Source organism: Pseudomonas sp. GWSMS-1, assembly GCF_049847425.1.
GTDB lineage: Bacteria > Pseudomonadota > Gammaproteobacteria > Pseudomonadales > Pseudomonadaceae > Aquipseudomonas.
The window spans coordinates 2,594,679-2,608,443 of the sequence record NZ_JBMHHV010000005.1 but is presented as its reverse complement, the minus strand read 5'-3'; the positions used below and the strand labels follow the sequence as shown (position 1 = coordinate 2,608,443).

13 protein-coding genes are annotated in these 13,765 nt (G+C 58.8%); 7 read left to right on the top strand and 6 right to left on the bottom strand.

Features of this window, described 5'->3' with window-relative positions:
- Window positions 1-22: 22 nt before the first annotated feature.
- The gene (locus tag ACEPAJ_RS15935) at window positions 23-553 is read right to left on the bottom strand and encodes a phage infection protein (RefSeq protein ID WP_425916069.1); all 531 of its coding nucleotides are present in this window, start codon (window positions 551-553) and stop codon (window positions 23-25) included.
- Between the two features lie 448 nt (window positions 554-1,001).
- On the opposite strand from ACEPAJ_RS15935, the gene ACEPAJ_RS15930 reads away from it, so the two are divergent.
- The 4 genes from ACEPAJ_RS15930 to ACEPAJ_RS15915 are packed head-to-tail and all read left to right on the top strand — an operon-like array spanning window position 1,002 to window position 4,905.
- Entirely contained in the window at window positions 1,002-2,243 is a 1,242-nt protein-coding gene (locus tag ACEPAJ_RS15930; RefSeq protein WP_425918064.1) for a glutamine synthetase family protein, read from the top strand.
- A 54-nt stretch (window positions 2,244-2,297) separates the two neighbouring features.
- The gene (locus tag ACEPAJ_RS15925; protein WP_425916067.1) at window positions 2,298-3,608 is read left to right on the top strand and encodes an MFS transporter; all 1,311 of its coding nucleotides are present in this window, start codon (window positions 2,298-2,300) and stop codon (window positions 3,606-3,608) included.
- Window positions 3,605-4,297 carry a TIGR04283 family arsenosugar biosynthesis glycosyltransferase gene (locus tag ACEPAJ_RS15920; RefSeq protein ID WP_425916065.1) on the top strand — a complete coding sequence of 231 codons (693 nt, stop codon included), beginning with the start codon at window positions 3,605-3,607 and terminating at the stop codon, window positions 4,295-4,297. Before ACEPAJ_RS15925 ends, ACEPAJ_RS15920 begins: the two co-directional genes overlap by 4 nt.
- A complete protein-coding gene (locus tag ACEPAJ_RS15915; RefSeq protein ID WP_425916063.1) occupies window positions 4,294-4,905 on the top strand; it encodes a TIGR04282 family arsenosugar biosynthesis glycosyltransferase in 612 nt (203 codons plus the stop codon). Before ACEPAJ_RS15920 ends, ACEPAJ_RS15915 begins: the two co-directional genes overlap by 4 nt.
- A 5-nt stretch (window positions 4,906-4,910) precedes the next feature.
- Here the strand turns inward: ACEPAJ_RS15915 and ACEPAJ_RS15910 are convergent, their stop codons facing one another.
- From ACEPAJ_RS15910 to flgA, 4 genes are all read right to left on the bottom strand, one after another.
- Window positions 4,911-5,660: a flagellar brake protein gene (locus ACEPAJ_RS15910; RefSeq protein ID WP_425916061.1), complete on the bottom strand. Its 750-nt coding sequence runs from the start codon at window positions 5,658-5,660 to the stop codon at window positions 4,911-4,913.
- 81 nt (window positions 5,661-5,741) lie between these two features.
- Entirely contained in the window at window positions 5,742-6,209 is a 468-nt protein-coding gene (locus ACEPAJ_RS15905) for a flagella synthesis protein FlgN (protein WP_425916059.1), read from the bottom strand.
- Between the two features lie 85 nt (window positions 6,210-6,294).
- A complete protein-coding gene (flgM, locus tag ACEPAJ_RS15900) occupies window positions 6,295-6,636 on the bottom strand; it encodes a flagellar biosynthesis anti-sigma factor FlgM (protein WP_425916057.1) in 342 nt (113 codons plus the stop codon).
- 156 nt (window positions 6,637-6,792) lie between these two features.
- Window positions 6,793-7,551 carry a flagellar basal body P-ring formation chaperone FlgA gene (flgA, locus tag ACEPAJ_RS15895; protein ID WP_425916055.1) on the bottom strand — a complete coding sequence of 253 codons (759 nt, stop codon included), beginning with the start codon at window positions 7,549-7,551 and terminating at the stop codon, window positions 6,793-6,795.
- Window positions 7,552-7,623: 72 nt separating this feature from the next.
- Here flgA and ACEPAJ_RS15890 point away from each other — a divergent pair, with 72 nt between their 5' ends.
- Window positions 7,624-8,556: a chemotaxis protein CheV gene (locus ACEPAJ_RS15890; protein ID WP_274086830.1), complete on the top strand. Its 933-nt coding sequence runs from the start codon at window positions 7,624-7,626 to the stop codon at window positions 8,554-8,556.
- Window positions 8,557-8,600: 44 nt separating this feature from the next.
- Entirely contained in the window at window positions 8,601-9,428 is an 828-nt protein-coding gene (gene cheR, locus ACEPAJ_RS15885) for a protein-glutamate O-methyltransferase CheR (RefSeq protein ID WP_425916053.1), read from the top strand.
- A gap of 254 nt (window positions 9,429-9,682) precedes the next feature.
- On the opposite strand, the gene ACEPAJ_RS15880 is transcribed toward cheR, so the two are convergent.
- Window positions 9,683-12,766 (bottom strand): transglycosylase domain-containing protein, encoded by a 3,084-nt coding sequence (locus ACEPAJ_RS15880; RefSeq protein ID WP_425916051.1) that lies wholly within the window; start codon window positions 12,764-12,766, stop codon window positions 9,683-9,685.
- Between the two features lie 302 nt (window positions 12,767-13,068).
- Between ACEPAJ_RS15880 and ACEPAJ_RS15875 the strand changes: the two genes are divergently transcribed.
- The gene (locus ACEPAJ_RS15875; protein WP_425916049.1) at window positions 13,069-13,755 is read left to right on the top strand and encodes a class I SAM-dependent methyltransferase; all 687 of its coding nucleotides are present in this window, start codon (window positions 13,069-13,071) and stop codon (window positions 13,753-13,755) included.
- The last annotated feature ends 10 nt before the right edge of the window (window positions 13,756-13,765 follow it).

Below are 13,765 nucleotides of genomic sequence, written 5' to 3'. Positions count from 1 at the left end.
TGGGTGTGTAACCGGGGTTGGCTTAGCTTGTACGCTTTAACTGCTGCTGACGCTCGCTCAGGCGCTCAGCACCGCCTTCTGCCAGGCGCAGGCGGTCCATCTGGCGCTCATGTACCCGGTCAGCACCACCTTCGGCAACACGCAGGCGATCCTGCTGACGGTCACGTGTGCGCTCAGCGCCGCCCTCTGCCAGGCGCAGGCGATCCATCTGACGCTCATGTGCGCGGTCAGCACCACCTTCGGCAACACGCAGGCGATCCTGCTGATGCTCACGGGTGCGTTCAGCACCGCCTTCCGCCAGGCGCAGGCGATCCATCTGACGCTCATGTAGGCGGTCAGCGCCACCTTCGGCAACTCGCAGGGGGTCCTGCTGATGCTCACGGGTGCGCTCGGCGCCACCCTCGGTCTGTAGGTTGGCGCCAAAGCCCATCAGGGTTTTCACGTTGCTGTCCTGCATTTCACCCAGCAGTGGTTGCGGGTTGTTCTGCGGTAAAGCAACGGCATGGACGGACAGGCTGGCCAGGATTACGGCAGTGAGAATGTGCTTTTTCATGTTCAAGCTCCTCGTGAGAGCGGAGTGGTAAGTGAGTAGGGAGCTAATGATACGGATGAAAATTTGATGAAGAAGTGCAGGCCGTTCATGGTAATCATCGACATGATTGATAGTTGGTGTAAGTCTATTTAAATCAAGTGCTTATCTTGTTTTTAAAGGCTTGATTAGCGCTTTGAGTTTTGGGGTTGTGCGGTGGTTAATATCGATTTCATCGATTGTTTTGTGCGCCACAAGCCCCGGCGCCAGGCAGTCAATATGGCTTTGCTTGAAATATCGAACGACTGGTACGTATTTTGTACGCCCTGCCGTCTGGCGATGGCTTCTTGCATTAATAAGGACAACAGCAAATGAGTACCCCGAGCGCGCCGCCCTACCTGAACTGTTGCGTGGTGTTGATGAGGTTGAGTGCGTGACGCCTGATCTGAATGGTGTGCCGCGCGGCAAGGTGATGACGGTGGAGGGTTTTTTACAGGGGCGGCGCCTGCAGTTGGCTCGCGGGGTGTTGCTGCAGTGCATCATGGGCGGGTATCCGGCTGCGCGTTTCTACGGCAGTGATGATGGCGATCTGGCCTTGAATGCCGAGCCCACGCAGATTCACAGGCTGCCTTGGAGCGAAACGCCTCGGGCGTTGGCCATCTGCAATGCTGATGAGTTGGACGGGCGCAGCTCAGGCTTGTCGACCCGTGGGCTGCTCAAGCAGGTGATTGCACGCTATGCCAGCCATGGTTGGCAGCCGGTGGTGGCCACCGAGTTGGAGTTTTTTGTGTTTGCCCGCAATGCCGATCCGCTGCAGCCGTTTCAACCGCCGCTCGGGCTGGATGGTCGGCGCGAGGACGGTGGTTCGGCATTTAGCGTCAGCTCCAATAACGGTCTGCGGCCGTTTTTCCATGAGGTTTATCAGTGCATGGCGGCCCTGGGCTTGCCGCGCGATACCGTTATGCATGAGATGGGTGTCAGTCAGTTCGAGATCAACCTGCTGCACGGCGATCCGCTGCTGCTTGCTGATCAGACCTTCCTGTTTAAACACTTGCTCAAGGAAGTCGCGCTCAAGCATGGACTGAATGTGGTGTGCATGGCCAAGCCACTGGCGCATACACCGGGCAGCTCCATGCACATTCACCAGAGCGTGGTGGAGCAGGGCAGTGGGCAGAATATTTTCAGTGCAGCTGACGGCCAGGCGACGCCGGCGTTCTATCAGTTCATTGGTGGCCAGCAAGCGGCCATGGCTGACTTCACCCTGTTGTTTGCACCGCATGTAAATTCCTATCAGCGCCTTTGCCACCCTTATGCCTCGCCGAACAATGCCTGTTGGTCAGAGGATAATCGCGCTGCTGGGCTGCGTATTCCGGCCAGTGCGCCCATCGCCCGGAGAGTGGAAAACCGCTTGCCGGGTGCCGATGCCAACCCCTATCTGGCGCTTGCCGCCAGCCTGGCGGCCGGGCTTTATGGTATCGAACAACAGCTGCAACCCAGTGCGCAGATTCAAGGCGAGTTCGAGGTGCCAGATAATTTAACGCTACCCTGTACCATGCATGCTGCAATTGAGCGTCTCAAACGCAGTGAGTTGGCGCTGGCGTTATTCGGTAAAGAGTTCATCGATGGCTACATCGCCAGCAAGACCTTGGAGCTCACCAGTTTCTTTGATGAAATCACCCCGTGGGAGCGCCGTGTCTTGGCCGCTCACGCCTAGCAACTGGCCGCCGAACATCGCTCGGCGGCGCTATATGGAGTTACCTACCGCCTCATGACTTTGATCCTGAAATCATTCAGTTCGCTGTATTTCGCCACCTTATTGATGCTGTTGGGCTCAGGTTTGTTGAGTACCTACTTGGCGTTGCGTCTGGCGCAAACGGCAGATGGTTTATGGGTCGGGGCGCTGATGGCGGCTAACTACCTGGGCTTGGTGCTGGGTGGCAAACTGGGGCACCGATTGATCGCGCGGGTTGGTCATATTCGTGCCTATGTCGCTTGTGCGGGCGTGGTGACCGCCGCGGTACTGGGGCACGGCCTCAGTGACTGGCTTCCCAGCTGGTTGCTGCTGCGGGTGCTGGTCGGTCTGGGCATGATGTGTCAGTACATGGTGATCGAGAGCTGGCTCAATGAGCAGGCCGAAAACAGTCAGCGCGGCCAGGTGTTTGCCGGCTATATGGGGGCTTCCTACCTCGGCCTTATCCTCGGTCAGCTGGTGCTGGTCGTGCACCCGACACTCGGCCTCGAGCTGCTGATGTTGGTGGCGTTGTGCTTCGCCCTGTGCCTGGTGCCGGTGGCCCTGACCCGCAAATTACACCCCGCGCCTTTGCATCCGGCGCCGCTGGAAATGCGCTTTTTTATCGACCGCGTGCCCTTGTCGCTGACCGCCATCGTGGTTGCGGGGTTGTTGATTGGCGCTTTCTACGGCCTGGCGCCGCTGTATGGCACGCGCATGGGCTTATCCACTGAGCAGATTGGTCTGTTTATGGGCAGCTGCATCATCGCCGGCCTGGTGGTTCAGTGGCCGTTGGGTTGGCTGTCCGACCGCCGTGACCGGGTTTATCTGATTCGTGCATGCGCCGCGTTGCTGGTCGTGGCGGCGTTGCCGTTGGCGCTTATGCCGCAGGTGGGTCTGGTGCTTTTATTTGTGGGCGGTTTTGTCGTGTCGGCGCTGCAGTTCAGCCTCTATCCGCTGGCGGTAGCGCTGGCGAATGACCACGTTGAGGCCGAACGGCGGGTGTCCCTTACGGCCATGCTGTTGGTGACTTTTGGTATCGGGGCCAGTATCGGGCCGTTGCTGGCAGGCGTGCTGATGCGCTTTCTTGGGGCCAACATGCTGTATGCCTTCGTCAGCGTATGTGCCTTGATTCTGGTGCTGTGCGTAAGGCCTGCGAAGGTCACTAACTTGCACCAGGTTGACGATGCGCCGCTGCATCACATCCCGATGCCGGACAGCACCACCAGTTCGCCGTTGACGGCGGCGCTCGATCCGCGCGTAGATGAACACGTGGTGCAAGAGCAGATGCACGACCACAGCGCGGCGCAGGACGCCGAGCCTCAAGCTGAGCCGGCTGAGCGCGCATGACCACGTTGCTTAGTGTGGTAATCCCTGTGCGCAATGAGGCCCAGGCGCTGCCGGCTTTGCTCGACGATCTGGCAGCGCTGCGCGCTGCCGGCGCCGAAATAATTGTGGTCGACGCGGGCAGCAGTGATGGCACCTGTGAGTTGGCGCGCGGGCGGGTTGACCGGTTGCTCAGCACAGCCCCCGGCCGTGCGTTGCAGATGAATGCCGGCGCGCTTGCCGCTCAGGGTGACTACCTGTGGTTTGTGCATGCCGATACACGGGTCAGTGCCGCGTCAGTCAAACGGTTGCAGGAAGTACTTCACGAGCGGCCGCTGTGGGGGCGTTTTGATGTGCGACTGTCCGGGTCCGGCCTGGCGTTGTGGGTGATCGGCTGGATGATCAGTTTGCGTTCACGTCTCACCGGTGTCGCCTCGGGCGATCAGGGGATTTTTGTTGAGCGGGCACGCTTCGAGGCGTTGGGAGGTTATGCGCAGATCCCGCTGATGGAGGATTTGCAGCTGTGCCGCCGCTTGAAGGAGCAGGCCAGGCCACGTTGTTTGCATCCGCCCTTATCGACGTCCAGCCGGCGCTGGGAACAGCACGGAATCTGGCGTACCGTATTGTTGATGTGGTGCCTGCGTCTGGCCTATTACTGCGGTGTTAGCCCAGAAAAACTGGCTCGACAGTACCGCCGAGGATCAATCCTATGAACCTGTCGATCTCATTGCACATGCTGGCGCGCGCGCCAGTCGCGGGACGCGTGAAGACGCGCATGATTCCAGCGTTGGGAGCTCAGGGTGCCTGTGACTTGCAACAGCTGTTGCTGGAGCGCGCCTTGCAGTTACCTGCTCATGGCTTTAGCGAGCGCTTTTTGTGGTTGGATGATTTGCCCAGCGCAGCGCTGCAAACGCTGGCGCAACGCCTTGGTTGGACCTTGGTCGAGCAGCCGGCTGGTGATTTGGGTGAGCGCATGCGGCGCATTGCCACCTTGGGGTTGGCGGAGAGTGATGCGGTGATCCTGATCGGCAATGACTGTCCCGCGCTCGATGGCGATTATCTGCAGCAAGCCTGCAGTGCGTTGCAGCAGCAGCCTGTAGTGATTGGTCCGGCCGAAGATGGCGGTTATGTGCTGCTGGGGTTGCGCAGTATGCACGCCACCTTGTTCTGTGACATGCCGTGGGGGACCGAGCGGGTCTTCAATATGACGCTGCAGAGCTTGCAGCAGCTGGATTGGCATCCGGCGCTGCTGCCTACGTTGTGGGACGTGGACCGGCCCGAGGATCTGTCGCGCCTGGCCGCGCTGAATATCTCCCTCTAGCTGCGCTAGAACAGCCCGTCGCTTTCGAAGCGGCGCGCTTCGCGCTGTAACTGGTAGACGAACCGCTCGACTAACCGCTGCTCCTGGCCACCGATGCGATGAAAGCGTGCGCCAATGAAGGTGGTGTCCATCTTCTCGTCATACAGCACATGCCGCACCTCAAGGGGGGTGGTCATGGCGCCGAACGAAAATTTTGCAGTAAAGCGTTCATACACCTGGCCGGCTTGCAGATTGCTGCCAAGGCTGCCGGGAAAGCGCAGCTTGCAGCCGGTTGCCGATACATCCAGTAACTCGCCAGCTAGCGTGGTGCGCAGTTTGTCGCCGGCCAGCTCTACCTTGATCGATTCGCTCTGCTTGAGCGGTGCACGAAAGGCACCACGGCGTTGGTGGTAGGTCATTTCAGGTGGCATTGGGCTGAAATAACAGCGCGCCCCTTGATGCTCGGTAATGCGCACGTTCTGCTCGCATTGCCAGGCCACGCGAACACCTTCGTGGAAAGCTTCCACAGAGAAGGCTTCGCCATTGACTAAATAGCGCTCACCGTCGCTTGGCATCAATTCATCAAGAATCAGCAGGTTTTTGTCGCGATCAACCTCGATCACATAGCTCTGGAAGCGTTGGTTGCGTTCGTGGAAGGTGATGATCAGTGGGTCATTGGCTTGTTGCAGTTGGCGCAGGTTGGCAACTATTTCCACCGGTGCCTTGAGCACCTTGGGTGGCTGCGGGCCATCTTCCTGGCTAAAAGGGCTGGACACGGTCCATGACTCTCCGGGCAAATGCTATGGCACTCACACACTGGCGGTATGACAGTATGTTCTTTGGGCCTTTTATAGGTTTCAAGCTTGGCTGAGCGGGCGCTGCTGCGCGATTCTAGCGGCACCGCCACGGCTGTCATAGAGGCTAGGTGTTTCGTTACCGCGCAATATACCCAGCATGCTTTGGGCCGAGGCCTGGCTGGAGCGAATCAGTCGACCATTGCGCAGGTTAGCGGTTTGGCAGCGTTCGAGTAGGGCGCTGAGCTGATCGCCGCGCTCCAGCAACAGTTCGCCATGACTGGATTGGGCGGCAAGTGCCTGTAAACCTTCACGGTCAGGGCTGAGGTTGAGGCTGACGAGCAGTTGGCTGCGTTCCTTGCCGTGCTGGTCGAGCAGCGTCAGCAACGGCAGCTTGTCTGTCAGTATGCTCTGCAGGCGGGGGAGGTCGCGATCGTTAAGGGCTTGGAATTCGGTGTCGATTAATTCAAGCAACTGCTCGGCGGTGCCGATATCGGTGGTGAACAGTTCAAGCAGGCTGGTGTCTTGCATTGCGGGCTCTTCGGGGTAATAGACGCTTCAGTGCGTAGCATGAAGTGTCTATTGGGCGACCAATTACCCCAGCATAGCCCGGAGACTAACGCTGGGATTCGAAATTAAGCAGTTTGCTGGCGACGCGCTGGTTATCGACCTGGTAGCTGCCGTCTTCAATCGCCTGTTTCAATTTGGCGACGCGTTCGTTATTGACGCTCGGCTGATCGCGCAGCTTTTCGCTGACTTGCTGCAGTTGCTGGGCCTCGCGGCTCAGCTGGACAGACTCACCGCTCTTGTCAGCGGGTTTCGCTTGTTCGGCGCTGGCTACGTTGCCAGGTTGTTTGGTGCCGATGGCTTGGTTCTGACCGCCTGCTTGTGCACTGCCCGCCCGCCCTGAATTGGCTGGTGTTGCGGCATTGTTGAGCCGGTTGATATCAATGACCATGATGCAAAACCTCGAACAGTATGTGGACGCTTGCCTGGTTGTCGGCATTGCCTAGGAAAACTTTAGGGCAAAAAAGTGTGCGTCAGCTAACAGTCTAAACACAGTGCGGATAATCGTCAGCTCACTGTGCACACAAAGCTAAAACAAGCAGCTTGCCTACATCGCCACCTCAACCTGCCCAGGCCCCACTACGCGGGCCCTGATCACACGATTAGAACGTTGGTTACGCACCCTGATCTGCCGGCCAACCGTACCGTCCGACAAGGCTTCACCCGGCATGCGCACGCTGATGCCTGCGCTGCGAGCGCTGATAACCACCTGGTCACCTTTGCGTATGGCCTCGGCAATTTGCACATGAATCGGCGCGAGCACTTGGTCCGGCAGCAGTGGACGCGTCAATTTCTTGCCGAGAGCCTGCTCGAGTGCAGTGAGATAACCCTGATTCAACAGACCGACATCCCGCTCGGCCAGCACAATATCCATATCAGTCAGCAAACTGTCGCGTTTGAGCGGGCGATTAACAATCACCACTTCGCGGTACAGGCGCACTTGCCCGGGGACAAACACGGTCCACGGCGCATTACTGTCGCAGCGCACGCGCAGCGTCACCCGGCCAATCGGTTCGGCAGGGCTTTCCAGTGTGGTGGTCAACGGCTGTGCGCACAGTGGGAGGCGCAAGCGGGGGTCGAGCCGGTTAATTTGAATCTCATGGCGGCCGGCAATGTTGCCACGTTTTAAATAATCACTCACCGCTTGCTCAAGAAACGCTTCGCCAGCGCCGATAAGTTGTTCAGGTAGCGTGGCGCTGGCCGCGGCCAATGCGCTATAGCCGAGTACCAGCAAAGCGGGTACAACTGCCAGCCAGTGACGGTGCTTTGGCAATGGGCGTCGGTTAGTTGTCGTTTGAATGTTCATATGGGTTGGGTAGCAAGGCGCGTGCCGCCTGCTACGCTGACAGCAAATTGTTACTCAAAGAGGAGTTTGGGTATGGCCGGTGTGATGGATTCGGTTAACCAGCGAACTCAGTTGGTTGGGCAGAATCGCTTGGAGTTGTTGCTGTTCCGTCTGAACGGCAACCAGTTGTATGGGATTAACGTGTTCAAGGTGAAGGAGGTGCTGCAGTGCCCCAAGCTCACCATCATGCCGAGATCGAGCCCCGTTGTTCGGGGTGTAGCCAGTATCCGGGGCGGCACTATCCCTATTCTTGATTTGTCTATGGCGACCGGTAGTGCGCCGCTGGCCAATATCGACAATAGTTTTGTCATCATCACGGAATACAACACCAAGGTTCAGGGCTTTCTGGTTCACTCGGTTGAGCGCATCGTCAACATGAACTGGGAGTCGATTCATCCGCCACCCAAGGGCACTGGGCGCGATCACTACCTGACGGCCGTTACCCATTTGGACGACAAGATGGTTGAGATTATCGACGTCGAGAAAATTCTCGCCGAGGTAGCGCCAACATCAGAAGTCATCTCCGAAGGCGTATTGGACGCTCAGACACAGGCGCGTGCGGTTACCAAACGCGTGCTGACCTGCGACGACTCATCGGTGGCGCGCAAACAGGTAACCCGTTGTCTGGAAACCGTGGGCGTCGAGGTTGTTGCGCTCAATGACGGTCGTCAGGCGTTGGAATATCTGAAGGCGATGGTTGAAGAAGGCAAAAATCCTGCAGAAGAATTTTTGATGCTGATTTCCGACATCGAGATGCCGGAAATGGATGGCTACACGCTGACGGCGGAGATCCGCGCTGATCCGCGTATGCAAAAGCTGCACATCATCCTGCATACTTCGTTATCAGGTGTGTTTAACCAAGCTATGGTGAAGAAGGTGGGCGCGGATGATTTCCTCGCCAAGTTTCGCCCGGATGACTTGGCAGCACGGGTAGCTGACCGCATCAATATTGCGGCAGGGGACTGAGGGCCAGGCCCTCAGTTAAATATATGTTCGTCGAGGCTTCTTGAGTGTCTACAGGTAATTTGGATTTCGAGCAGTTCCGGACGTTCTTGGAAAAAGCCTGCGGCATTCTGCTGGGTACTAATAAGCAGTATCTGGTTTCCAGTCGGCTCAACAAGTTGATGGAACAGAACAACATTAAGACCCTGGGTGAGTTGGTGCAGCGCATGCAGAACCAGCCGCGCAGCGGTTTGCGCGAACAGGTGGTTGATGCCATGACCACCAACGAAACCCTTTGGTTTCGCGATACATACCCTTTCGAGGTGCTGAAGAACCGCGTGCTACCGGAGATGATCAAGGCCAGCCCAGGTCAACGTCTGCGCATCTGGTCGGCGGCCTGTTCTTCCGGTCAGGAACCGTATTCGCTGTCGATGACCATCGACGAGTTTGAGAAGACCAATATCGGTCAACTCAAGGGTGGTGTGCAGATTGTTGCCACCGACCTTTCGCCAACCATGTTGATCAACTGTAAATCTGGTGAGTACGACAGCTTAGCGATGGGGCGCGGTCTCTCCCAAGAGCGTCTGCAGCGTTATTTCGACCCTAAAGGGCCGGGCCGCTGGGTGGTCAAACCGGCCATTCGTAGTCGAATCGAGTTTCGTGCGATTAACCTGTTGGACAGTTACGCCAGCCTGGGTAAGTTCGATGTGGTGTTCTGCCGTAACGTGTTGATCTATTTTTCGGCCGAGGTTAAGAAGGACATCCTCACCCGCATTCATGCGATGTTGAAGCCGGGTGGTTATTTGTTCCTCGGCGCTTCTGAGGCGCTCAACGGGCTGCCGAGCCACTATCAGATGGTGCAATGCAGTCCTGGGATCATTTACCAGGCGAAATAATCGCCAGCAGGGTTCAGCAAAAAGGGAGGCCAATGGCCTCCCGTTTTTATTTAGATATGTACTCTCGGGTTTCGCTCAAGCTCTAGCGAGCTACAGACTTGCAAGGCGAAAGCAGGCGAGGAAGCGGAGTGTACTTTTGTACATGAGCATTACTCGCTTCGCTCGCCCTTCGGGTCGCGCTAAAGCGCGTTAGCCGCAAGCGGCTTGCTGAGCCTGTTTTTAACGCAGCAGGGCCGATGTGCAGCAGATCGTTATTACAAGGTGCTGGCCTTGGCTGCGGGTATGGGCGCTAGGCATTGGCTGTAGGCGCCCGATTCAAGGTAAGGCAACAGTATCGGGGCCATGCCTTTGAGTACTTGCACCGGCAACGCTGAGGTGAAGCGGAAATTTTCCGCGGCGCGGCCGGGGACGAATGCGGTCAGGGTGCCGTAGTGACGTGGGCCCAGATAGAAGACAAAGGTGGCCGTGCGATTGATCGCCCGCGAACTGAGCACACGCCCACCGGCGCCGACGGTTTCGATACGGTTATCACCGGTTCCCGTTTTTCCGCCGACCTTGAGCGATTGGCCGTTGGCTTGGGTAAAACTGCCGAGCAGGCGGCGTGCGGTACCGGCTTCTACCACGTCGGCGAGCGCGCTGCGCAATGCCGCTGCGACTTCCGAAGCCATGACCCGCTTGCCTGCGTTGTGATTGCGCACCAGCAACGTGTCGTAAGGCGTATCAGCCGCGAAATGCAGGCTGTCGATGCGCGCGGTAGGCTGGCGAATGCCGTCGTTCTGGATAATCCCGACCAGTTCGGCCAGCGCTGCAGGGCGGTCACCGGAGCTGCCGATGGCGGTGGCCAGTGATGGCACCAGATGGGCAAAAGGGTAGCCAAGGTTTTGCCAGCGCCGATGAATATCCAGAAACGCCTCGACCTCAAGCATGATGCGAATGCGGCTGTCGCGGGCACTTTTGTGGCGGCTGCGAAATAGCCAGCCATAGACCTCTTGACGCTCATCGCGGCTCGCCGCCACAGCCTCGTTGAAGGTAGCTTGCGGTTGCTCGATCAGGTAGCCCAGTAGCCACAGTTCGAGGGGATGAACGCGAGCGATATAGCCCTGGTCTGGCAGGCTGTAAGCGCCTGGCCCGTAACGTTTATACAGTTCGCTGATGCGCGTATTAGTGAGCTTTTCCTTGGGTAGGTTGTGGTTTAGGAAAGCGGCGAAAGTGGCTTCGTCTGCGTGCGGCATCAGGTAGCGGTGCACGGCCGCGAGCCGAGCCGAGGAGTGGCGCAGGCCATTGAGGAAGGTTTCCAGGCGCAGTTGTTCAGGTTGCCCCTGATACTTACGCCAGAACCGCAGCAGAAAGGTTCGACCCTCACGGTCGGCGAAGTCTTGCAGATAGGCCTGGCGACGCGGGTCCTTGTCGTCTTTGAGCAATTCAGCACTGTTGTGCGGGCCTTGGTAGGTGGTGTAACGCACCAAGTCACGCATCAAGCGGATAAACGGCAGGTTCAGCGACTCGCGCAGGGCTTGGCGCATGCTTGCGATACGTGCGTTATCTTCACGGCGGAAATTCGTGAAGGTATGGAGGCCGCCTCCGGTGAAAAACCGTTCGTGGGGGCTGGCGGAGTATTTACGCTCCAGCGCGGCGTCAAGCATGGCGGCCAGGCTGGCGTTGGGGTTGCCCAGCAGGTAGGCGATGGCCCAGCGGGTCAGGTTGTCCTGGGCGTTGACTGCGCGTAATTCGCTGGCGCTCTGCTCCGCGTGACGCTGGTGCAGTTCGGCGATGATTTCCAGGTAGGTGGCCAGCACCCTGAGTTTGGCGGTAGAACCGAGCTCCAGCTTGCTGCCTTCGTTGATGTCGAATGGCTGATCGGTGCTGTCGGTCTGCACGCGCACCACGCTGCCGTTATGGGTGCGTTCGAGTAGGGTAAAGCTGTAGCGCACATCGGCGGTTTTTTCTGGCGAGAGCAGGCGCTCGCCGAACAGGCCGATTTGCCCGGCAAACACCGGGTCAGCCAATTGCTGCAGGTAGTGGCTGGCAGCTTGTTGCAGCGGGTTATTGAGGGTGCTGGTGACACTCAGGTCGAGGCGGTCTAGGTCATAAAGCGGCATGTTAAGCATGGCCGACAGGCGCGAACGTGCGACGCTGATGCCCTTGTTGCCGTCCACTGGCTGTAAGTTGGGTTCTAAAGCCCAGTCTCGATAAGTCAGGGGCTGGCGCAGGGCGGCATCGCGCAGCGCGGCGTCGATCAGGCCGCCACCGGCGAGCAAACGGATATGGCTGTCGGTCAGTTCGCCCAGGTCCTTACGGCCCTGCGCCAGGTAATAAGATGGGCGGCGCTGGGCAATCATTAAGGCCAGTACCTGACGCAAGGCCAGGCCGCGCTCGGCCAGGCTGGCATCCGCTGAGCGTGCTGGATCAAGCAGCAGGTTGACCCGCGCAAAGTCCGCGCCGAACCAGATGCGCAGCCCATCCGCTAACCCGTGCACCTCGCCGTGCCCTGGGGCGGCGGCGAGCGGCACGCTGTTGAGGTAGTCGCGCACAATATTTTCCCGCGCGGCCAGCGTCTGCGGGCCGCTCTGGTAGGCGCGCACGCTGGCAGAAAGCATCTGCCGCAGCTTCTCCGTGGCCGACGCGGTCAGGCCGTCCGGGGAGTGGCGGTACTTCTCCAGCTGGGTCGCCAGGGTGCTGCCGCCTGCCGATTGATCTTGCATATCCAGCAGCTTGCCGACCTGGGAGGCGGCGGCCATGACAAACCGCGGCCAGTCCACCGCCGGGTTGGCCAGGGGCTGGTTGGGGGCGAGTAGTTTGCGGTTTTCGATAAACAGCAGGCTGTTAGCCACCAGTGCCGGGATAGCGCTGAAACTTGGGTAGCGCTGCTGTGGATAACGGAATGCATAGAACGGCGTGCCGCTGCAGTCATTGATCTGCAGGCCGCTCTGGATTTTTTCCGGATAGGGCACGAACAGGCCACGCTGGGCATAGTCGAGCAGGGCGGGGGAGAACTGCGCCTGCTGCTGCACGATAAAGTCGCGTTGGCCAAGACGCTCCAACATCAAGGGCAAATAGGTGTAGCCCTGGCGCTTATCGAACGGGCCTTCTTTGGGGTAAATGATCGATGGGCTGGGGCCAGGTTGGACCCGGTAACTGAGGGTTTGCGCGTAGCGACTGATTTCCTGGGCCTGAAAGCGTGAGGTGCGCACTTCCTCTACGAGCAGCAGACCTGCGGCAATACACAGCAGCATAAGCAGCAGCCAGAAGGTGATCTTCAGCTTACGGCTGCGCTTGCGAGGGCTGGGTGGCTCGCCAGCCGGCAGGGTGGTGATGTCGAGTTTCCAGGGTGCGCCCATATTCATTTGGCCTGATGCAGTCATCCAGGAGGTTGGCGGGGTGCTAAATAACCTCAGCGGGCTTGAGCGCTGAGGTCTTCTCAGCTGGCCACTGTCTGCAGTTTAGTCGTTGCTGCAGTGGTCATTAGGGCAGGGGTTGGCAGGCATAGGCATTTGCGCTGACTTTTATGCATGGGCGCTGTGGTTCACTGACCAGCGGCAATACACATATGCCGCAATACGCGCAGGATCGCCCCTGGCGCTGCGCATTGCTGGCAGATGGCTAGAATCGGGCGAGTGACGTAACAGGCGGCGAGTGAGTTATGCAGCGCGACCATCGGGAGCAACTTAACCTCAGCTGGCAGGCTAATGCCGATGCCTGGACGGCGGCAGTGCGTGAGCAGCGCATCGAGAGCCGTCGTTTGGTCAGCGATGCGGCGATCATTCAGGCGATTCTGGCCCTGGCGCCTAAGCGTGTGCTGGATCTGGGCTGCGGCGAGGGTTGGTTGTGCCGTGGGCTGGTTGAGCATGGCATCGAGGCCGTTGGTGTGGATGCGTCTGCGCCCTTGATCGCGGTGGCGCAACAGGCAGCGGCTGGTGCATCGCAGTACCGTGTTTGCGGTTATGCCGAGCTGGAGCGCCAGGCTGCAGTGCTGGGGCAGTTCGACCTGCTGGTGTGTAATTTCGCCCTGCTGGAAGAACCCCTGGCGCCCACCTTGAATGCCCTGCATGGCTTGCTGGCGGCGGATGGACGCTTGTTGATCCAGACCCTACACCCCTGGCGTGCCTGCAATGATGCCGGCTACCGCGACGGTTGGCGGGTGGAAACCTTTGCCGGCTTTGGCGAGGGGTTTGCCCAGCCCATGCCCTGGTTTTTCCGTACCTTGGAGTCTTGGCTGGCGTTATTCAACGAGACGGGCTGGCGCCTGCAGTGGTTGCAGGAGCCCTTGCATTCGGAGAGTGAACAGCCGGTGTCGCTGTTGCTGCTGCTGAGTTCTGAGCGCCACTGAGTTAAACCCA

Excerpts from the sequence above, each read along its gene's own strand:
- ACEPAJ_RS15935 (WP_425916069.1), bottom strand. The coding sequence starts at position 553 with ATGAAAAAGCACATTCTCACTGCCGTAATCCTGGCCAGCCTGTCCGTC.
- ACEPAJ_RS15930 (WP_425918064.1), top strand. The coding sequence starts at position 1,002 with ATGACGGTGGAGGGTTTTTTACAGGGGCGGCGCCTGCAGTTGGCTCGC.
- ACEPAJ_RS15925 (WP_425916067.1), top strand. The coding sequence starts at position 2,298 with ATGACTTTGATCCTGAAATCATTCAGTTCGCTGTATTTCGCCACCTTA.
- ACEPAJ_RS15920 (WP_425916065.1), top strand. The coding sequence starts at position 3,605 with ATGACCACGTTGCTTAGTGTGGTAATCCCTGTGCGCAATGAGGCCCAG.
- ACEPAJ_RS15915 (WP_425916063.1), top strand. The coding sequence starts at position 4,294 with ATGAACCTGTCGATCTCATTGCACATGCTGGCGCGCGCGCCAGTCGCG.
- ACEPAJ_RS15905 (WP_425916059.1), bottom strand. The coding sequence starts at position 6,209 with ATGCAAGACACCAGCCTGCTTGAACTGTTCACCACCGATATCGGCACC.
- flgM (WP_425916057.1), bottom strand. The coding sequence starts at position 6,636 with ATGGTCATTGATATCAACCGGCTCAACAATGCCGCAACACCAGCCAAT.
- flgA (WP_425916055.1), bottom strand. The coding sequence starts at position 7,551 with ATGAACATTCAAACGACAACTAACCGACGCCCATTGCCAAAGCACCGT.
- ACEPAJ_RS15890 (WP_274086830.1), top strand. The coding sequence starts at position 7,624 with ATGGCCGGTGTGATGGATTCGGTTAACCAGCGAACTCAGTTGGTTGGG.
- ACEPAJ_RS15880 (WP_425916051.1), bottom strand. The coding sequence starts at position 12,766 with ATGGGCGCACCCTGGAAACTCGACATCACCACCCTGCCGGCTGGCGAG.
- ACEPAJ_RS15875 (WP_425916049.1), top strand. The coding sequence starts at position 13,069 with ATGCAGCGCGACCATCGGGAGCAACTTAACCTCAGCTGGCAGGCTAAT.